Below are 18712 nucleotides of genomic sequence, written 5' to 3'. Positions count from 1 at the left end.
AGCCATGGGTCAGGATTTTCCGGCGCGCCGCGCCTGCATCAATTGCAGGGCCAGGTCGACCCGCACGTCCTTGGCGGCCACCATTTCCCTGACCACCCAGTCGACATCCGCGCCTTTGGCTCCCGCCGCCATGGCGATGTTGCGGGCATGCAGCGCCATATGGCCGCGTTGTATGCCTTCGGTCGAAAGCGCGCGCAAGGCCGCCATGTTCTGGGCCAGGCCCACGGCCACGGCTATTTCGGCCAGTTCCCGGGCGGTCGAGACGCCCATGATTTTCAGGGACAGGCGCGCCAGCGGATGGGTTTTGGTCGCGCCGCCCACCAGGCCTACCGGCATGGGCATTTCCAGCGTTCCCACCAGGTCGCCGTTGGCGGCGATTTCCCATGTGCTCAACGAGGTATAGCGGCCCTGGCGGCAGGCATAGGCATGGGCGCCGGCCTCCACGGCGCGCCAGTCATTGCCCGTTGCGACGATGACCGGATCAATGCCGTTCATGATGCCTTTGTTGTGGGTGGCGGCCCGGTACGGGTCGACGGCCGCGAAGGTATAGGCGTCGACGATGCCGTCTATCACTTCCTGTCCCGTGTAATCCTTGCTGCGCAGGCTGCTGGCCGATAGCTGCACGCGGGCGCGCGCCAGGCGCAGATCCGCCAGATTGGACAGGATGCGCAAGCGCACGCGGCCGCCGGTGATCTGTTCGATGCGCCCGGCCACGGCCTCGGCCATGGTGTTGACGGTATTGGCGCCCATGGCGTCGCGCACATCCACGATAAGGTGCGCCACGACCATGGGGCCGCGCGCCGTCTCGGGAAAGACATGCACTTCGATGTCCTGGCAGCCTCCGCCCAGCCCGATCAGCACGCGGTCGCGGCTGTTGGCGATGTCGATGATTTCCTGCCTGTGTTGCAGAATGGCGAGCCGCGCCCCGTAGGGGTCCGAGAGGTTCATCACCTGTACTTGCGCCCGCATCAGCGGCCCGCTGCTGGAGGTTTGAAAGCCGCCGTTTTCCCGCGCGAGCTTGGCCATGTACGAGGCGGCCGCCACCACGGAAGGCTCTTCCACCACCATGGGCACCAGCGCGTCCTTGCCATTGATTTGAAAATAGCCGGCGATGGCATAAGGCAGTTCGAACTTGGCGATGACATTTTCTATCATGCCGTCGGCGGTCTGCAGCGACAGCGCGCCGGATTCGGCCAGCAGCTTGCGTTCCTCGGCCGTCAGTTGCGCTTTTGCGGCGATATGCTCGAGGCGCTGCGACGGCTCGAGCTTGCGGAAATCGGGTAGGCGTGAATCCAGGCTCATGGTTGGTATTTTTCTGTGATGATGGGTTGAGTGATGGGTCAAGTACAGGAACCAAGCCCAGTATAGGTAGCGCCGTCCGGAATTCACATGTTATAAGCGAACATATAAATGCCAAAAACATGTCCATTTCGAACAGGTTCGCCGAATGGCTCTTTCCAGCCTTGATACTTCCGCGGCTGGCGCGCCCGGCTTTGCCGCCGCGCCCGAAACGCTCGAGGCCCGCCTCGTGCGCATGCTGTACCACGGCAAGGACCGCCACGAGCTGGCCCAATTGCTGGACCAGGTCCGCTTGCTGCCCGATGGCGCGGATAAAAACCGCCTGCTGCAAAGCGTGGAAATGGGCATCACCATCCGCGAGCGCTTCGAACAGCACCAGTTGCGCGAGCGCGGCCTGCTGGCCGTCATTGAAACGGCGCAGGATCTTACCGCCCTGACGGATCTGGACCGGGTCCTTCAAGCCATCGTGCAGCGCGCCCGCAAGCTGGTGGGCTGCGATGTGGGATATTTATCGATCTACGATGAGCAGCGGGGCGATTTTTATGTGCGGGCCACGGACGGCGCTTTTTCCGAAAAGTTCAAGCAGGTACGCGTCGGGCTGGACGTCGGTGTCTGCGGTTTCGTTGCGCGCAACCGCGCGCCGTACTCGTCATCGGACTACGAGGCCGACGGCCGTTTCACTCATAATCGCCTTATCGACTCGGCCATGGTCGACGAGAATATCAAGTCCATCCTGGGCGTTCCGCTTTTGGCGGGAGAGCACGTCATAGGCGTGCTGTTCGTGGGCGAGCGCTATGTCCGTTCTTACGTGGCCTGGGAAATGTCCATGCTGTCGACGCTGGCGGCCCATGCTTCCGTGGCCATCGGCAATGCCCGGCTGTTCGAGCAGGCGCAGCAGGCATTGCAGCAGGCCAGCGCGACGAACGCCTTGCTGAGCCAGCAAACCGCCGACACCCGCGCCGCCGCCGAGGCCCATGAGCAGTTGACGTCACTGGTGGCGCGCGGCGGGGAACTGCCCGACATCTGCCATATGGTGGCGGGCCGGCTGGGCGGACATGTGGCGGTATGCGATGGCGGCGAACGCGAAGTCTGCCAGGCGAGCAGCGCGGGATGCGAATTCGAGCATTTCCGGCAGGCCTGGCCGGAACGCAAGCACTGGTTCGAGGACAAGATCCATGCGGCCCTGGACCAGAGCCGGCGCCTGGGCCGCTCGGTAAACGCGTTTTCCATGGCCTCGCAGGTCTGCCGCGTGTCGGCCGTTACCGGCGGCGGCGCTGGCTTGCTGGGCGGCCTGATCATCCATACGGCGGCGCCGCTCAACGATGTCGCGGTCCGGATCTTCGAACGCAGCTCCATGGTGACGGGCATTGTGTTGCTGCTCAAGGAACGCCGGGAATCCACGGCCCTGTCCGACATTCCGGCCGTGCTGCGGCGGCTCGTCCTGCGCCCCCAAAGCGATCCGGCCGCGCTGGCGCGGCAGGTGCAGGCCTACGGGCTGGATTTGTCCCGGCCGCTGCGCATGGTGCTGGTCAGGACGGGCGCGGAAAAGACCGCTTACGCGCTGGCGCAGCTGCGTTCGGTATTGCAGGCGCCGGCCGCCCTGTTCGATGAAGTCGGCGGCGCGCTGGTTTTCCTGGTCAACGCGGCATCGGCCGCCGGCCTGCAGGATACGCTGCTGCAGTATTTCCGCGAGCGCCGCCTGGATTTCAGCGGCGTGGTTTCAGAGCCGGTCGCCGAGCCGTCCGGCATTCCGCCGGCTTTTCTGTCGGCGGGCCGCTGCCTCGATTTTCTGGACGCGCTGGATCGCCGCAACGCGATATTCCAGGAGCGGGAATTGATCATGTATTCATCGCTGTTCGGCGGGCGCGGCGCGCGGGATATCGATCTATTCATGGAGTCGGCGCTGGGCGGGCTTCACCAGGGCGGGGAGCCGCGGAAAGCCGAATTGGCCAGGACCCTGCTGGCTTATCTGGACCACGGCTACAATGCCAGGGCCGCCGCCACCGCCTTGTCCATACACATCAACACCTTTCGCCAGCGGCTCGATGTCCTGGATGCCTTGCTGGGCCCGTGGCGCGATTCCGCCCGGGCGCTGGAGATCCACCTGGGGCTGCGGCTCTGGCATTTGCGCGATCCCGCGGCGTTTTCTGCCGGAATTTCAAAAATGTCCGAAAATACGCCTTGACGCCGATTTCCGGGGGCTGACGCCTCCCCTTTATTGTGACTATTGACCAAGCCCGATTTCCCGCCCCGCCTTCGCCCCAGGCTGCGGCCGATTGGCGCCTTTGCGTGGCGCCCATGATAGACGTGACCGACAGGCACTGCCGCTACTTTCATCGTTTGCTGGCGCCGCGCGCCCGGCTTTACACCGAAATGATCACCACCGGCGCGCTGCTGCATGGCAAGGTGGCGCGGCACCTGGATTTCGATCCCGCCGAAGAACCCGTCGCCCTGCAGCTGGGGGGCAGCGAGCCCGAGGCGCTGGCCGCCGCGGCCCGCCTGGGCGAGCAGTGGGGCTATGATGAAATCAATCTCAATTGCGGCTGCCCGTCCGAGCGCGTGCAGCGCGGGGCCTTTGGCGCCTGCCTGATGGCCGAGCCCGGCCTGGTGGCCGACGGCATGAAGGCCATGCAGGACGCGGTATCCATCCCCGTCACGGTCAAGCACCGCCTGGGCCTGGATTACGACGACTCCTATGATTTCGTGCGCGACTTTGTCGGAAAGATATACGACACCGGTTGCCGGGTATTTATCGTGCATGCCCGCAATGCGGTGCTCAAAGGGCTGTCGCCCAAAGACAATCGCGAGAAGCCGCCGCTGCGCTATGCCATGGCGGCCCGCCTGAAAGCCGATTTTCCGGATTGCGCCGTCGTCCTCAATGGCGGCATCGCGGAAACCGGCCAGGCGCTCGCCTTGATGGAACAGTTCGATGGCGTGATGCTGGGGCGGGCCGCCTGGCACAACCCCGGCGTGCTGTCCGACATCACGCGCGCCTGCTACCCCGCGCTGGCCTTGCCCGAGCCCGCCCAGGTCGTCGAAGCCATGGTCCGGTATGCCGGGCGCGAAGTGGAAAAAGGCGTGCCGCTGCGCCTGATAGCGCGTTCCATGCTGGGCTGGATGAGCGGCAGGACCGGGGCGCGCGCCTGGCGGCGCGCATTGTCTGACCATGCCTTGTTGAATCGCAACGACCCGCGGCTGATCGAGCGGGCCTGGGCGGACCTGGCGTCGCGCACGGGGCAGGCCGCCTACGAGCTGGCGGCTTCCGAATCGGACGGCCAGTCGCGGATATAGGCTTTCAGCATATTGTTTTCGAACGCCTGGGCCGCCACGATGGCTTGGGCCATGTCGTAGAAAGAGATGACCCCCATCAGCGTGGGCCCGTCCATGACCGGGATATAGCGCGCGTGTTTTTCCAGCATCAGGCGCTGCACTTCGTCGGCGCTGGTGTTGGGCGAAACGCTTACCGGCGCGTCGTCCATGATGCTGCGCACGGTGTGGTCGCCGGTGTCGCCATGGTTGTCGTGCAGGTGGCGGATGATCTCCCGGAAGGTGAGCATGCCGGCCAACTGGCCGTGTTCCATGATGACCAGCGAGCCGATGTCCTGTTCGCTCATGGTTTCGAGCGCTTGCCGGATGGGCATGTCAGGTGTGGCGGTATATAGCGTGTGCCCCTTCACGCGTAGAATTTCACTGACTTTCAACATGGTTGTTCTCCTGTGTGTCCCCGTGCGACACGGTAAGGGTATTTTGCACCATATGCGGGCTTTCGGGTAGTGCCAGCTGGCCGGCGAACAAATCCTCCAGCCTTTGGTCCGCGTGTGTCAAAGACAATGAAGTTGCATCGAGAAGTAAATTTTCCGCCAGCAGCCCGGGCTGGGCGCGGTCGATGAGCACGGCATCGATCAGCGGGCCTATGGTGGCTTCGCGCTGATCACAGGCCAGCACCCACTGGTCCGCCTCCTTGCCGTGGGTGTCGACGACGTAGCCCAGGCGCTTGAGGGCTTTGAGCACTGTGCTCAATTCGTCCTGGTGCAGCTGCAGACGGGAGCAAAGAAAACCCATGCTGCGCCCGGGCGGCTGCGTGCCCTGGGCGATCCAGAGCATGCGCAATACGCGTATGGCGTCGACGAAGACGGCGCCGGGATAGTGCTGCAGTTCCCAGCGGCGCTGTTTCAGGGCGGGCAGGGTGGCCGCCACCGTGGCGCCCAGCAGAATGGCCAGCCACGACAGATAGATCCAGAGCAGGAAGATGGGCAGCGTCGCAAAGGCGCCATAGATGATCGTATATGAGGGAAACTGGGTCAGGTAGTAGGCGAATCCCGAGCGCATGATCTCCAGCACCACGGCGGTGCCCAGGCCGCCGACCAGCGCATCGCGCCACAGCACCCGACGATTGGGAACGCCGACGAACAGGGCGGTGAAGCCCAGGCCGGTGGCCAGCAGCGGCACGAAAGACAGGGCAAAGCTGAAAATGGCGGGCAGCTCTTCGACGTGGCCCAGCGATTCGCGCGCCAGGACGGACGTGGCCCACAGGCTGCCGCCCGCCAGTATCGGCCCGAGCGAGATGATCGCCCAATAGACCAGCATGCGCTGGCGCAGCGGCCGCTGGCGCTCGACCTGCCAGATATCGTTGAAGGCTTCATCGATGGTCATGATCAGCAGCGCCGACGTCACGATCAGGAACAGGCTGCCTATCGCCGTCAATCCCGAGGCCTTGGCGGCGAATTGGTTCAGGTAGAACATGACGTTCTCGGACACTGCCGGCGGCATCAGGCTGGTGGTGAGGAAGCCCTCGAGCGCGACCCGGAAGTCGGCGAATAGCGGAAAAGCCGTGAACAGGGACAGCACCACGGCCAGCAGCGGCACGATGCCCAGCACCGTGGTGAAGGTCAGGCTGGCGGCCACCTGCGTAAGCTTTTTTTCCCCGGCGCGCTGCAGGGCGAAGCGGGCGATTTTCCCGGCATTGCCCAGGCCGGACTGCGGCGCATCGGCGGCTTCCAGCCGCGCTGCTTCCTCGGGCGCGACGGCGGACCCGGCGGGCGCTGCGGGATCTTGCGGATCGGCGGACTTTTCGATGGCGCTGTCGTTGCGTGTCGTCATGGCGGCAGTGTTCAAACCTTTACATTCCGGGGCTTGTGCAAACCATTCCCCGGCTCTTTCGGGTCATAATACCAGCATGACTACGCAACTAAACCCTGTTTTACGCTACGGCGCGTCGGCGTCGCTGATAGCGCTTATCGCTTTATGCCTGCTTTGGGAGCTGAAAATCGCTCCCTTGAAGGCCGGCGGTTCCCTGCTGGCCTTGAAAGCGCTGCCTTTATTGCTGCCCCTGCGAGGCGTGCTGAAAGGCCAGTTGTACACCCTGCAATGGGCGGCCATGTTGATCCTGCTTTATTTCATGGAGGGCGTGGTGCGCGCCTGGTCCGATCCCGCGCCCATGTCGGCCCTGATGGCGGGCTTCGAGATCGCCTTTTCCCTGGCATTCTATCTGTGCGCCGTCCTGTACCTGCGGCCCGCGAAGCGGGCGGCCAAGCGGAACGCGGCGCGCAGCGCATAAGGATTTCCCATGATCGATTCCATCAAACAGCTGCAAGTGGCCAACTCGTTCGCGCAGTTGCCCGCGGCTTTCTACACCAGCTTGCCGCCGCAGCCGCTGTCCAGGCCGCGGCTGCTGCATGCCAATATCGATGTGGCGCGCATGCTGGGTTTGTCCGAAGCGGCGTTGGCCGAACCCGGTTTCCTGGACGTGGTGTCCGGGGCGCAGCCCTTGCCGGGCGGCAAGACGCTGGCGGCGGTATACAGCGGCCACCAGTTCGGCGTGTGGGCGGGCCAACTGGGCGACGGCCGCGCGCATTTGCTGGGCGAAGTCGCCGGCCCTGCGGGGGATTGGGAATTGCAATTGAAGGGATCCGGGCGCACGCCTTATTCCCGCATGGGCGATGGCCGCGCCGTGCTGCGGTCCTCGGTGCGCGAATACCTGGCGGGCGAGGCCATGGCCGGGCTGGGCATACCCACCACCCGGGCGCTGGCCCTGGTTGTGTCCGATGATCCCGTCTACCGCGAAACGGTGGAGACGGCCGCCATCGTGACGCGGGTGTCGCCAAGCTTTGTGCGCTTCGGCTCGTTCGAGCACTGGTCGTCATCGCCCGATAAGCTGCGCGCCCTGCTCGACTATGTGGTGGAGCGCTTTTATCCGGAATGCCGCGAGGCCGGGGGCGGCGAGGCTGGCGCCGGCCATGATGTGGTCCTGCGTTTTCTGCGCGCCGTGGTGCTCAGGACGGCGGACCTGGTCGCCCACTGGCAGACAGCGGGCTTTTGCCACGGCGTCATGAATACCGACAATATGTCCATCCTGGGGCTGACCATCGATTACGGTCCTTATGGCTTCATGGACGGCTTCCAGGTCAACCATGTCTGCAATCACAGCGACAGCCAGGGCCGCTACGCATGGAACGCCCAGCCTTCCGTGGCGCACTGGAACCTGTACCGCCTGGCCAGCAGCCTGCTGGGGCTGGGAGTGGACGCCGAAGCCCTCAAGGGCGAACTCGCGCATTTCGAGCCGGCGTTCCTGCAGACCTACCGAAGCAATTTGTGCAAGAAGCTGGGGCTGTCGCAGTGGCAGCCGGGCGACGCGGAACTGGTCGACGACTGGTGGGCCTTGCTGCACACCCAGCGCGCCGATTTCACTCTGAGCTTTCGCGCCCTGGCCACGGCGCCGCGGCAGGCCGAGGCCCTGCTCGACGGCTTCGAGGACCGGGCCGCGGCACAAGCCTGGCTGGACCGCTATACGCAGCGCCTCGCGCAAGAGGGGCGCCCCGAAGCGCAGCGCATTGCCCAGATGAACCGCGCCAATCCCCTGTACGTGCTGCGCAACCATTTGGCGCAAGGCGCCATAGCCGCGGCGCAGCGCGGCGATGCCGGCGAAATCGACACCTTGCTGAAACTGCTGCGCGACCCTTATACCGAACAGGTCGGCTATGAGGCTTACGCGGCAAAGCCGCCCGAATCGGCCCGCCACCTGGAGGTCAGCTGTTCTTCATGACGGGGCCGGCCGGGCGCGCCGCCCGGCTGGTCCGCGTCTTCACAATTTTTAATAGAATCATGGCTTCGGATGGCGTAGACGGGCAGGCCATCGCCCGGTTTATCGCGTATCCTTGGGCCTCAATCATGAAAGATCGACTATGTCCGGCAACACACTAGGTAAACTTTTCTGCGTCACCAATTTCGGCGAATCGCATGGCCCGGCCATAGGCGCCGTGGTCGATGGCTGTCCGCCGGGCCTGGCCCTGGACGCGGCCGATATCCAGCTGGAGCTGGATCGCCGCCGCCCCGGCACCTCGCGCCATGTCACGCAGCGCCAGGAAGCCGACCAGGTCGAAATCCTTTCCGGCGTCTACCAGGGGCTGACCACCGGCACGCCCATCGGGCTGCTGATCCGCAATACCGATGCGCGCAGCAAGGACTACAGCAATATCGCCGACACGTTTCGTCCCGGCCATGCCGACTACACCTATAGCCGCAAGTTCGGCGAACGCGATCCGCGCGGGGGCGGGCGCTCGTCGGCCCGCCTGACCGCGCCCACGGTGGCCGGCGGCGCGATCGCCAAGAAATGGCTGGAGCAGACCCACGGCATAAAGATACGCGGCTACATGAGCCAGCTGGGGCCTATCGCCATTCCCTTCGAGTCCTGGGACGAGGTGGGGAACAACCCTTTCTACGCCCCCAATGCGCAAATCGTGCCCGAGCTCGAAGCCTACATGGATCAGTTGCGCCGCGACGGGGATTCCATCGGCGCGCGCATCGAGGTCGTCGCGGAGCATCCCCCCGCGGGCTGGGGCGAGCCGCTGTACGACCGCCTGGATGCCGATATCGCGCACGCCATGATGGGCCTGAATGCGGTCAAGGGCGTATCGATAGGCGCCGGCTTTGGCTGCGTGACCCAGCGCGGCTCGGAGCACGGCGATGAAATCACCCCTGGCGGTTTCCTGAGCAACCACGCCGGCGGCGTGCTGGGCGGTATTTCGTCGGGGCAGGCGATTACGGTTTCGGTGGCCGTCAAGCCCACGTCCAGCATACGGATAGAGCGCCAGTCCATCAACCGGGCGGGCGAGCCCGTGCAGGTGCAGACCCTGGGGCGCCACGACCCCTGCGTGGGCATACGCGCCACGCCCATCGTCGAAGCTTTGCTGGCCATAGTCCTGATGGATCACGCCTTGCGCCATCGCGCCCAGTGCGGCTGACCATCCCGCATCAACATCGAGGAACATCCCCATGAAGAAAACCGCTATATCCCGTCGTATCGCCAACCTCGGCCTGGCTTGCGCCATCACGATCCTGGCGGGCTGCGCCGCGGTCCAGACCACCGGTTCGGGCGAAGTGGGCGTCGATCGCAAGCAGTATATGTCCGGCATGGTGTCCGAAGCCGCCCTCGAGCAGGAAGCGGCGCAGCAGTACGCCACGCTGGTGGGGCAGGCCAAAGCGCAGGGCGCCCTCGATAGCGACGCGGCCCAGACCCAGCGCGTCAAGGCGATCACCCAGAAACTGATACAGCAAGTCGGGATATTCCGCCCCGAGGCCAGCAACTGGAAATGGGAGACGCATGTATTGACTTCCGACGAGGTCAATGCGTGGTGCATGCCTGGCGGGAAAATCGCCGTCTACACAGGACTGATCAAGCAGATCAAGCCCACCGATGCCGAACTGGCCGCCGTTATCGGCCACGAAATGGCCCATGCCTTGCGGGAACACTCGCGCGAACAGGTATCGCAGCAAATGGCGACCAACCTCGGCTTGTCGGTGCTGTCGGCGATCACCGGCGCGGGCCCGACGGCCGACTTGGGCAGCGCCTTGAGCGACGTGATGTTCACGCTGCCCAATAGCCGCACTCACGAAGCCGAAGCCGACCGGATCGGGGTGGAACTGGCGGCGCGCGCCGGCTATGACCCGCGCGCGGCGGTCACCCTCTGGCAAAAAATGGGGGCGCTCAGCGCCGGCAATGCGCAGCCGGAATTCCTGTCCACCCATCCCTCTGCCGCCAGCCGCAGCGCCGACCTGACCGCGGCCGCCAACAAGGTGCTGCCTTTGTACGAGCAGGCCGCGGGCAAACAGTAAGCGGCGCAGGCGGTAAACACGCGCCGCGGCCGCCCGCTGGTCAGGCGGCTGGCGCGCAGGCCGGCTCGAGCGCGGCGCTTCAGCCCGCCGTCTTTGGCTTGTACGCGGTGACGTCGATTTCGACCTTGGCGTCTATCATCAGGCGGGCCTCGGTGGTCGAGCGGGCGGGCCGGTGCCCGCCCAGGCACTCCATGTATACGCGGTTGAAGCTGCCGAAATCGCGCGCGTCCTCGAGCCAGACATTGACCTTGCAGATGTCATCCACGGTGCAGCCGGCCAGCGCGAGCGCCTTTTTCAAGTGCTCGAAGACCTGGCGGGTCTGCGCCTCGATGCCGCCCGGCACGACCTGGCCCTGGGCGTCGGTCGGGACCTGGCCCGACACAAAGACGAAGTCGCCGGCGCGCACGGCCGGAGAGAGCGGGCGGGCCAGGCGGTCCGAAGCCGCGGGCGCCAGCCCCAATAATTCGACAGTAGGCATTGTTTTTCCTATTTTGTAAAAAAATTACAGGAAAACCCCTATAAAAGCGGATTGACCGGGATATTTTGGCTTGATAGCATCATATTTGTAATTTTATTACTAAATGGTGCCGCCATGCAATCTTCCTCCTGTAGTTTCAGCTTATCCCTGTCCGGGCGGCACGACCCCGCCCGGCGCAAGCTTCTAATACTCGGCGCCCTGGGCCTGGGCGCGGTCTCCGTGGCCGGAAACAAAGCCTTTGCGGCGGGCGGCGGCCAGTCGGCCAGCCTGGCGATGATAGGCGATCTGCAGACCCTGGACCCGATGATGACCACGGCGGACCTGGTGGGCACCATCATGCAGCATGTCTACGAGCCTTTATATACCTTTGACGACCAGTGGAATGTGGTTCCCATGCTGGCCGCCGCGATGCCGGTGATCTCGCAAGACGGCAAGGTGTTTGAAATTGCCTTGCGCGAGGGCGTCCAGTTCCATAACGGCAAGACGATGGGCGCCGACGACGTCGTCGCCTCGCTCGAGCGCTGGACCAGAATCTCGCCGCGCGGCAAAGCGGTCGCCCAGCAGATAAGCGCGATCAAGATCATCTCGCCCGCCAAAATAGCCATACACCTGGCCAACCGCTATGCGCCTTTGCTGGCGCAGCTGGCATTTCCGTCCAGCATGGCGGCCATTTTCGCCAAGGATACGATCGCCACTCCGCTGACCCAGTTCATAGGCACCGGCCCTTACAAGCTGAAAGAACGCCGTCCCGACCAATACACCATACTGGAACGCTTCGAGGCCTATTCGGCGCGTACGGAAAAGCCCAGCGGCTACAGCGGCCGGCGCACCGCCGCCATCAAAGAACTCAGATTCGTGCCGGTGCCCGATTCGAATACGCGGGTGGCGGGCGCCCTGTCGGGTCAATTCGCCTATGCCGACCTGCTGCCTGTCGAATCCGTGGGCCAGCTCGAGCGCGGCGGCGACGAGATCGTCCCCATCATCACGCAGAATTTCGGCTTCCCTTATCTGGTGCTCAATACCAGGGAGGGCGCGCTGCAAAAGCAGGCCATGCGCCAGGCCGTCCAGACGGCCATCAGCGCCGAGGAACTGATGGCCGCCGCGTTCGGCGACCCGCGCTTCTTTATCGTCGAGCCCAATTTCTTTCCCAAGGGCACGCCATACTATTCGGCCGCGGGCGCCGCGCATTACAACAACAACGACCCCAAGAAGGCCGCCGAACTGGCCAGGCAGGCCGGCTACGACGGCAAGCCCATCCGCATCCTGACCAGCCGCCAGTACGAATTCCACTACAACATCGGAATGGTGATGGTCGAGCAGTTCAAGCGGGCGGGCCTTGCCGCCGACCTGCAAGTGGTCGACTGGGCCACGCTGCTGCAACGGCGCAATGATGCCAAGCTGTGGGACATCTATATCACTCATTCCGGCTTGTTTCCGGAGCCCATGCTTTCGCCGCCGCAATTGGGGTCCGACGCGCCGGGCTGGTGGGACACGCCCGAGAAGGCCGCCAGCCTGAAGGCCTTCAACGAGGAAGTGGACCTGGCCAGGAGGGGGCCGCTGTGGAGCGCCGTGCAGGAGGTGGTTTACGACCAGGTCCCCTTCATCGAGCTGGGCAAGTTCAACAGCCTGTCCGCGCGCTCGAGCAAGCTGCGGAATTTCGTGCCGGGCGCCTGGCCTTTCTTCTGGAACACCACGCTGAGCTGAGCGAAGGGCCCCGATGCTGACCGCTATAAAGATACTGTCGGTGCGCCTGCTGGGCGCCTGCATGGTGATGCTGATCGTTGCCGTGCTGGTCTTTTCGCTGGTGCACCTGGCTTCGGGCGATCCGATAGCCGTGCTCCTGGGCGACCAGGCGACGGCCAGCGACATCGCCCAGGTCAGGGCGCTGTACGGGCTCGATCAGCCCTTGCCGGCGCAGTTTTTCATCTGGCTGAGGCAGGTGCTGCATGGCAATCTGGGCACTTCCATATTTCTGCAGCAGCCCGTCGCCGAGGTATTGCTGAGCCGTGCCGAGCCGACCCTGCTGCTGGCTTTTTTCTCGGTCGCGATCGCGACTCTGATAGGCGTTCCCTGCGGCGCATTGGCGGCCGTCTGGCGCGGCTCCCGGACGGACCAGCTGGTCAGCGCCGTGGCCATGCTGGCGGCCAGCGTGCCCAGTTTCTGGATGGGCCTGATCCTGATACGCGTCTTCGCCGTGCAAATGGGCTGGTTTCCCGCGTCGGGATACGGGCCGCCAGACGCCGGCCTGGCGCAGCGCATGTACCACCTGGCATTGCCTTCGATAGTCCTCGGAGTATTGAACTCGGCCCTGATCATCCGCTTCACGCGGGCCTCCATGCTCGACACCCTGGGCGAAGACTATGTGCGCACCGCCAGGGCCAAGGGGCTGCCGGAAACCGCCATCATGGTCAGGCATGTGATGAAGAACGCCCTGATTCCCATTGTGACTGTCATAGGCTTGACCACCGCGCTCATGATAGGCGGAACGGTGGTGACCGAGACCGTTTTCAATTTGCCGGGAGTGGGCGGGCTGGTGGTGCGCGCGGTGCTGCGCCGGGACTATCCCGTCATCCAGGGCGCGCTGCTGGTGGTGGCCTTCATTTATGTGCTGATCAATTTTTTCATCGACTTTCTCTATACCGTCATCGATCCGCGCATCCGCTTGCACAAGTAAGCCCGCGCCGCCTTTCATTGCGTTTCTATTGTTGCCTGTCCAGGATGCCATCTATTTCCATGAGTGTTTCCGCCGCGCCATCCCCAAGCCGATTCAAATACCTGGCGGGGCGCTATTTCGCCCGCCGGGTGGTGCTGCTCGCGACGCTGATATTGCTGGCGGTCATCGTGGCCGCCGCAAGCGTTTCGTGGATATCCAATGTGGATCCCAGCGCCGTGTCCATCATGCAGCGCCTCAAGGCCCCGTCGTGGTCGAACTGGGCCGGGACGGATCAATTGGGGCGCGACGTATTCCTGCGCATGGCCTACGGGGGACGCTATTCGCTGACCATAGGCGCGGTCACGGCCATCGGCGCCGTGGTCATCGGCACCGCGCTCGGCATCGCCGCGGGCTATTTCCGCTGGGCCGATGCGCCCATCATGCGCGTGGTGGACGCCATGATGGCCTTTCCCGATATCCTGCTGGGCATCGCCCTGGTGGCCATTCTGGGGCCTTCCTTGTGGAACGTGGTGCTCGCGCTGGTCATCGTCTATACGCCCAGGGTGGCCCGGGTAGCGCGCGCCTCGACACTGGTATTGCGCGACCTGCTCTATGTGGACGCGGCCCGGGCCATCGGCACGCCGACCTGGAAGATCCTGTACCTGCATATCCTGCCGGGCCTGGTCTCGCCCATCCTGGTGCAGCTGACTTTCATCTTCGCCTACGCCATTCTGGCCGAAGCCGGCCTGTCTTTCCTGGGCGTGGGCGTGCCGCCGTCGATTCCCACCTGGGGCACGATGATAGTGGGCAGCCTGAATTATTCCGACCAGGCATTCTGGACCATCATCTATCCGGGCCTGGCCATAGTGATGACCTCCCTGTCTTTGCAAATCGTGGGCGATGGCATACGCGACTCGCTGGATCCCAAGCTCAGGATAGCGGTATGACGGTTTCTTACCCTGACAATGGCCCGCGGATAGCAGTGCAATCCCTGTCGACCTCCTTCCTGACCGATCGCGGGCGCGTGCAAAGCGTCTCCGATGTGTCCTTTTCGATACCGGCGGGCTCGACGCTGGCGCTGGTGGGCGAGTCGGGGTCGGGAAAATCCGTCACCAGCCTCAGCCTGATGGGCCTGCACGCCAGGACATCGCATCCGCGCGTCGACGGCAAGGCCATGTTCCTGCGGCGCAATGGCGAACGCGTAAGCCTGCTCGATTTGCCGGCGCGCCAGTTGCGCTCCTTGCGCGGCAACGAGATGGCCATGATCTTCCAGGAGCCCATGACGAGCTTGAACCCGCTGCTCACCGTCGGGGAACAGATTGCCGAGGCGACGCGCCTGCATTTGGGCCACGACCGCAAGCAGGCGATGGCTCATGCGCGGCGCATGCTGGACTTGGTGGAAATACCCGACGCGGCGCGCCGCGTCCAAGCTTATCCGCATGAGCTTTCCGGCGGCATGAGGCAGCGCGTGATGATAGCCCTGGCCATGGCCTGTACGCCCACGCTGCTGATCGCCGACGAACCCACCACCGCGCTCGACGTGACGATACAGGCGCAGATCCTGGCGCTGATAGGGCGCCTGCAAAAGGAAAGCGGCATGAGCGTGCTGTTCATTACCCACAACCTGGGCGTCGTGGCGCAGTACGCCAGCGATGTCGCGGTCATGTATGCGGGCAGGATAGTCGAGACCGGCGACGTCAGGCGCGTGTTCGCCAGCCCGGCCCACCCTTATACCCGGGCGTTGCTCAACTGTCTGCCCGCCATGGCGAAGAAGGCCAATGTGCGGGACGCCTATGGCAGGTTGAGGCTGGCCGCCATAGAAGGGCAGGTTTCAAGCCCTTTCAATATGCCGCCAGGATGCGCGTTCAGCCCGCGCTGCCCCCTGGCCGACGGGCAATGCGATGCGTCGGCGCCGGGGCTGTCCCGCCTGGCCGATGGCGGCGGGCAGGTGCGCTGTTTCAAGGCCCACGGAGTCCTGCCATGAGCGCGCCGCAACTGATGATGGATATCCGCGGGCTGTGCAAGAATTTCGGCTCGCCGCGGGCGCCGGTCCAGGCCGTCAGCAATGTCAGCTTCTCGATTTTCCAGGGCGAGACCGTCGGGCTGGTGGGGGAGTCGGGTTCGGGCAAGACCACCATAGGGCGCATGCTCAGCCGCCTTACCGACCCGAGCGCCGGCCAGATGTGGTATCACGGCGCGCCGGCCGCGGTGGACCTGGCCCGCCTCAGCCAGCGCCAGTACCTTCCTCTGCGTTCCGAAATCCAGGTGATTTTCCAGGACCCTTATGCGAGCCTGAATCCGCGCATGCGGGTGCGCCAGATCCTGGGCGAGGCGCTCGATGCTCACGGCCTGGCGCGCGGCGCGGCGCGCCAGGCCAGGGTCCGCGAATTATTGCGCCAAGTCGGCCTGAACGAAGAGCACGCCGAGCGCTACGCGCACGAGTTTTCCGGCGGCCAGCGGCAGCGCATCGGGATCGCCCGGGCGCTGGCCGTCGAGCCGCGGTTTATCATCGCCGACGAGCCCTTGTCGGCGCTCGATGTCTCGATCCAGGCCCAGGTGATCAATTTGCTGGGCGATATCAAGGACAGGCTGGGCCTGACCATGCTGCTGATCTCGCACGACCTGGATGTGGTTGAATATCTATGCGACCGGGTAGTGGTGCTATACCTGGGGCGTATAGTGGAAATCGCGCCCACTGCGAAGCTCTACGCGCAGGCATTGCACCCCTACACCCAGGCCTTGCTGGCGGCTTCGCCTGTTCCCGATCCTCTGGTGTCCCGGCCGCTGCGGCCGCTGCAAGGCGATCTGCCCAGCCCCGCCGACCCGCCTTCGGGCTGTGTGTTCAGGACGCGCTGCCCGCTCGCCGAGGCGCGCTGCGCCCACGCCGATATGGGCTTGCGCGAACACAGCGAAGGCCATTGGCAGGCATGCTGGAAGAATTTTTGAATAAAGCAATGGCGCAAGACAGCCGGGGAAGTGAACGAATATGAGATCGAAGAATTTGCTGGATGCCGGGTTCAAAGGGTTTCCGCTGGCCGCGGGGTCTTGTCCGGCCGAGGATGTCGGCCGCTATGGCTGGAATCTGTTCAAGGATGATTTGCCTTATCCCATGGCGGTGATCAGGCAGGCCGAACTCGAACATAATCTGCGCTGGATGCAGGCGTTCACCGAAGAGCGTGGCATCTTCATCGCCCCGCATGGCAAGACGACCATGTCGCCGCAGCTGTTTCGCCGCCAGTTGGCCCTGGGGGCCTGGGGCCTGACCTTCGCCACGGTCTTCCAGGTCAACGCCGGGCTGGAAGCCGGCGCCAGGCGCGTGATCATCGCCAACCAGGTGGTGGGCGACGCCGACCTCGACGCCTTGGCCCATATGCTCGCGCGGGATGCGCAGTTGCGCATATGGTTCCTGGTCGACTCCATCGCCCAGGTGGAATTGACTGAATCCTGGGCGCTGCGCCGCTCCAGCGCGCGGCGCTTCGACTGCCTGCTTGAGATCGGCATAGAGGGCCAAAGGACCGGTGCCCGGACTCCGGCCCAGGCGCTGGCGCTGGCCGAACGCATCAATGGGTGCGCCAGCCTGGTCCTGGGCGGCCTGGAGTGCTACGAGGGAGGGCTGGCGCATTGCCAGACCGAGCACGACAGCAAAGAGGTCGGGGCCTTGATGGCCAGGGTCGAGGAAATTGCCAGGGAATGCGACAGGCGCGGGCTTTTCGAAGGCGGGCAGATCATCATCAGCGCGGGCGGCTCGGCGGTGTTCGACCTGGTGGTGCCGGGGCTCAAGCTGGCGCTGTCTAAAACCGTGGAGGGCATTCTGCGCTCGGGCTGCTATATTACGCAGGACCATGATTTCTATTCCAGAATGCTGCGCAATGTCGAGCAGCGCCAGGGCCTGAAGGACAGCCTGCTGCCCGCGCTGGAAGTCTGGACCATGGTGCAGTCCGTGCCCGAGCCGGGCCTGGCCATCCTGACTTGCGGCAAGCGCGATGTGTCCTACGATCTGTCTTTGCCGGTGGTCACCCACCATGCCCCCAAAGGCAGCTTGGAGCGGCAGGCGGCTCCCGCGGGCTGGCGCATCGCCGCGCTCAACGACCAGCATGCCTATTTGCGCTTTGCGGACGGCGCCGCGCCGCCCGAAGTGGGCGACAGGGTCGTGCTGGGGATATCGCATCCATGCACCACCTTCGACAAATGGACATGGCTGCCCATTATTTCCGAAACGGGCGTCGTGGTTTCAGCCGTAAGCACCCGTTTCTAGGATATTCGATGGCAATGAATTCTTCATCCGCCGGCTTGTTGCGCCGGCTCCAGGAATCCCTGGAGCTCGTTCCCAAGGCGCAGCAGCGCGTGTTGCGGGCCATGCTCAAGGACCCGGCGGCGATCGTGAACAGCACGATAGAGCAGATCGCCCGGGAGGCGGGCGTCTCCATGCCTTCGGTCATCCGCGCCTGCCGCAATTTCGGCTACGACGGCTTCCGCGATTTCATGCTGGCCCTGGCGCAGGACCTGGCTGTGTCGAATCACCAGCTCCATCGCAGCGTCTCGTTCAATGACGCCGCGCCCGAGGTGGCGGCCAAGATCGTGCAGAGCGCGATATCCTCGCTGGCCGCGCTGGAGCGCCAGCTGGACATCGAACTGCTCGATACCGTGGCGCGGAAGATCGCCCACGCCTCGCGCGTGGATTCCTATTCGGTCGGCTCCACGTCCGCGTTCATGTCCCAGGAATTGCAGACGCGCCTGTTCCGCCTGGGCATCAACGCGAATGCCTTCTCCGATCCTCATCAGCAATTGATCTCGGCCAGCTCCCTGGATGAAAACGGCATCGCCTTCGTCATTTCCCACGTGGGCAGCATGCCTTTCGCCCTGGAGGCCGCGCAGGTGGCCAAAAGCCGCGGGGCGACCGTGGTCGCTTTGACGCAAGCCGGCACGCCGCTGGCCGAGCAGGCCCATTTGACCATTGCCGTGTCGGTGCCGCAGGACGCGATCATGCGCGTCAGCACCGAAGCCTATCTGGCGCACCTGCTGGTCATCGAAATACTGGCGGTGCGCGTCGCCCAGAACCTGGGCCCGGGCACCATCAAGAAGCTCAAGCTGTTCAAGGACGTGCTCGAGCAGCATGGAGTGGACAGTGTCTTGCATACGAATATTTAAGTTTAAGCGCGGGGATACAGGTG

The 18712-nt window shown here is 64.3% G+C and carries 17 protein-coding genes; 13 read left to right on the top strand and 4 right to left on the bottom strand.

From position 1 onward, the window contains the following. Window positions 1–9 precede the first annotated feature (9 nt). Complete coding sequence (locus BUB23_RS00700) at window positions 10–1302, bottom strand: hydroxymethylglutaryl-CoA reductase, degradative (RefSeq protein ID WP_073101020.1); 1293 nt, start codon at window positions 1300–1302, stop codon at window positions 10–12. 145 nt (window positions 1303–1447) lie between these two features. Here BUB23_RS00700 and BUB23_RS00695 point away from each other — a divergent pair, with 145 nt between their 5' ends. Next, the gene (locus BUB23_RS00695) at window positions 1448–3484 is read left to right on the top strand and encodes a helix-turn-helix domain-containing protein (protein ID WP_073101018.1); all 2037 of its coding nucleotides are present in this window, start codon (window positions 1448–1450) and stop codon (window positions 3482–3484) included. Between the two features lie 35 nt (window positions 3485–3519). After that, window positions 3520–4590 carry a tRNA dihydrouridine(20/20a) synthase DusA gene (dusA, locus tag BUB23_RS00690; RefSeq protein WP_281255530.1) on the top strand — a complete coding sequence of 357 codons (1071 nt, stop codon included), beginning with the start codon at window positions 3520–3522 and terminating at the stop codon, window positions 4588–4590. On the opposite strand, the gene BUB23_RS00685 is transcribed toward dusA, so the two are convergent. Both BUB23_RS00685 and BUB23_RS00680 read right to left on the bottom strand, forming a co-directional pair. Continuing rightward, window positions 4545–5003 (bottom strand): CBS domain-containing protein, encoded by a 459-nt coding sequence (locus BUB23_RS00685; RefSeq protein WP_073101015.1) that lies wholly within the window; start codon window positions 5001–5003, stop codon window positions 4545–4547. The genes dusA and BUB23_RS00685 overlap by 46 nt on opposite strands. After that, on the bottom strand, window positions 4987–6399 hold the full coding sequence (locus BUB23_RS00680; RefSeq protein WP_073101013.1) for a YihY family inner membrane protein: 1413 nt from the start codon (window positions 6397–6399) through the stop codon (window positions 4987–4989). Before BUB23_RS00680 ends, BUB23_RS00685 begins: the two co-directional genes overlap by 17 nt. A gap of 76 nt (window positions 6400–6475) precedes the next feature. On the opposite strand from BUB23_RS00680, the gene BUB23_RS00675 reads away from it, so the two are divergent. The 4 genes from BUB23_RS00675 (at window position 6476) to BUB23_RS00660 (ending at window position 10410) form a co-directional block, all read left to right on the top strand. Then, on the top strand, window positions 6476–6856 hold the full coding sequence (locus tag BUB23_RS00675) for a DUF2069 domain-containing protein (protein ID WP_073101011.1): 381 nt from the start codon (window positions 6476–6478) through the stop codon (window positions 6854–6856). A 9-nt stretch (window positions 6857–6865) separates the two neighbouring features. After that, window positions 6866–8341 (top strand): protein adenylyltransferase SelO, encoded by a 1476-nt coding sequence (locus BUB23_RS00670; RefSeq protein ID WP_073101009.1) that lies wholly within the window; start codon window positions 6866–6868, stop codon window positions 8339–8341. A gap of 139 nt (window positions 8342–8480) precedes the next feature. After that, a complete protein-coding gene (gene aroC, locus BUB23_RS00665) occupies window positions 8481–9539 on the top strand; it encodes a chorismate synthase (protein WP_073101007.1) in 1059 nt (352 codons plus the stop codon). Between the two features lie 31 nt (window positions 9540–9570). Next, the gene (locus tag BUB23_RS00660) at window positions 9571–10410 is read left to right on the top strand and encodes a M48 family metallopeptidase (RefSeq protein ID WP_073101005.1); all 840 of its coding nucleotides are present in this window, start codon (window positions 9571–9573) and stop codon (window positions 10408–10410) included. 79 nt (window positions 10411–10489) lie between these two features. Here the strand turns inward: BUB23_RS00660 and BUB23_RS00655 are convergent, their stop codons facing one another. Next, window positions 10490–10888: a RidA family protein gene (locus tag BUB23_RS00655; protein WP_073101003.1), complete on the bottom strand. Its 399-nt coding sequence runs from the start codon at window positions 10886–10888 to the stop codon at window positions 10490–10492. A 114-nt stretch (window positions 10889–11002) separates the two neighbouring features. Here BUB23_RS00655 and BUB23_RS00650 point away from each other — a divergent pair, with 114 nt between their 5' ends. The 7 genes from BUB23_RS00650 to BUB23_RS00620 are packed head-to-tail and all read left to right on the top strand — an operon-like array spanning window position 11003 to window position 18689. Then, entirely contained in the window at window positions 11003–12592 is a 1590-nt protein-coding gene (locus BUB23_RS00650; protein WP_073101001.1) for an ABC transporter substrate-binding protein, read from the top strand. A 13-nt stretch (window positions 12593–12605) separates the two neighbouring features. Continuing rightward, a complete protein-coding gene (locus BUB23_RS00645) occupies window positions 12606–13562 on the top strand; it encodes an ABC transporter permease (RefSeq protein ID WP_073100999.1) in 957 nt (318 codons plus the stop codon). A gap of 59 nt (window positions 13563–13621) precedes the next feature. Beyond that, window positions 13622–14488 (top strand): ABC transporter permease, encoded by an 867-nt coding sequence (locus BUB23_RS00640; protein ID WP_143160832.1) that lies wholly within the window; start codon window positions 13622–13624, stop codon window positions 14486–14488. Next, entirely contained in the window at window positions 14485–15525 is a 1041-nt protein-coding gene (locus BUB23_RS00635) for an ABC transporter ATP-binding protein (RefSeq protein ID WP_073100997.1), read from the top strand. Before BUB23_RS00640 ends, BUB23_RS00635 begins: the two co-directional genes overlap by 4 nt. After that, window positions 15522–16487 carry an ABC transporter ATP-binding protein gene (locus BUB23_RS00630; protein ID WP_073100996.1) on the top strand — a complete coding sequence of 322 codons (966 nt, stop codon included), beginning with the start codon at window positions 15522–15524 and terminating at the stop codon, window positions 16485–16487. Before BUB23_RS00635 ends, BUB23_RS00630 begins: the two co-directional genes overlap by 4 nt. Window positions 16488–16527: 40 nt before the next feature. Further along, window positions 16528–17796: an amino acid deaminase gene (locus BUB23_RS00625; RefSeq protein ID WP_073100994.1), complete on the top strand. Its 1269-nt coding sequence runs from the start codon at window positions 16528–16530 to the stop codon at window positions 17794–17796. 14 nt (window positions 17797–17810) lie between these two features. Beyond that, window positions 17811–18689 (top strand): MurR/RpiR family transcriptional regulator, encoded by an 879-nt coding sequence (locus tag BUB23_RS00620; protein WP_073100992.1) that lies wholly within the window; start codon window positions 17811–17813, stop codon window positions 18687–18689. Window positions 18690–18712: the final 23 nt, after the last annotated feature.

Origin of the sequence: Pollutimonas bauzanensis, assembly GCF_900129885.1 — a bacterium.
GTDB lineage: Bacteria > Pseudomonadota > Gammaproteobacteria > Burkholderiales > Burkholderiaceae_B > Pollutimonas > Pollutimonas bauzanensis.
This window is presented reverse-complemented; position numbering and strand designations above follow the sequence as displayed.

Excerpts from the sequence above, each read along its gene's own strand:
- BUB23_RS00700 (WP_073101020.1), bottom strand. The coding sequence starts at position 1,302 with ATGAGCCTGGATTCACGCCTACCCGATTTCCGCAAGCTCGAGCCGTCG.
- BUB23_RS00695 (WP_073101018.1), top strand. The coding sequence starts at position 1,448 with ATGGCTCTTTCCAGCCTTGATACTTCCGCGGCTGGCGCGCCCGGCTTT.
- BUB23_RS00685 (WP_073101015.1), bottom strand. The coding sequence starts at position 5,003 with ATGTTGAAAGTCAGTGAAATTCTACGCGTGAAGGGGCACACGCTATAT.
- BUB23_RS00680 (WP_073101013.1), bottom strand. The coding sequence starts at position 6,399 with ATGACGACACGCAACGACAGCGCCATCGAAAAGTCCGCCGATCCGCAA.
- BUB23_RS00675 (WP_073101011.1), top strand. The coding sequence starts at position 6,476 with ATGACTACGCAACTAAACCCTGTTTTACGCTACGGCGCGTCGGCGTCG.
- BUB23_RS00670 (WP_073101009.1), top strand. The coding sequence starts at position 6,866 with ATGATCGATTCCATCAAACAGCTGCAAGTGGCCAACTCGTTCGCGCAG.
- aroC (WP_073101007.1), top strand. The coding sequence starts at position 8,481 with ATGTCCGGCAACACACTAGGTAAACTTTTCTGCGTCACCAATTTCGGC.
- BUB23_RS00660 (WP_073101005.1), top strand. The coding sequence starts at position 9,571 with ATGAAGAAAACCGCTATATCCCGTCGTATCGCCAACCTCGGCCTGGCT.
- BUB23_RS00655 (WP_073101003.1), bottom strand. The coding sequence starts at position 10,888 with ATGCCTACTGTCGAATTATTGGGGCTGGCGCCCGCGGCTTCGGACCGC.
- BUB23_RS00650 (WP_073101001.1), top strand. The coding sequence starts at position 11,003 with ATGCAATCTTCCTCCTGTAGTTTCAGCTTATCCCTGTCCGGGCGGCAC.
- BUB23_RS00645 (WP_073100999.1), top strand. The coding sequence starts at position 12,606 with ATGCTGACCGCTATAAAGATACTGTCGGTGCGCCTGCTGGGCGCCTGC.
- BUB23_RS00640 (WP_143160832.1), top strand. The coding sequence starts at position 13,622 with ATGAGTGTTTCCGCCGCGCCATCCCCAAGCCGATTCAAATACCTGGCG.
- BUB23_RS00635 (WP_073100997.1), top strand. The coding sequence starts at position 14,485 with ATGACGGTTTCTTACCCTGACAATGGCCCGCGGATAGCAGTGCAATCC.
- BUB23_RS00630 (WP_073100996.1), top strand. The coding sequence starts at position 15,522 with ATGAGCGCGCCGCAACTGATGATGGATATCCGCGGGCTGTGCAAGAAT.
- BUB23_RS00625 (WP_073100994.1), top strand. The coding sequence starts at position 16,528 with ATGAGATCGAAGAATTTGCTGGATGCCGGGTTCAAAGGGTTTCCGCTG.
- BUB23_RS00620 (WP_073100992.1), top strand. The coding sequence starts at position 17,811 with ATGAATTCTTCATCCGCCGGCTTGTTGCGCCGGCTCCAGGAATCCCTG.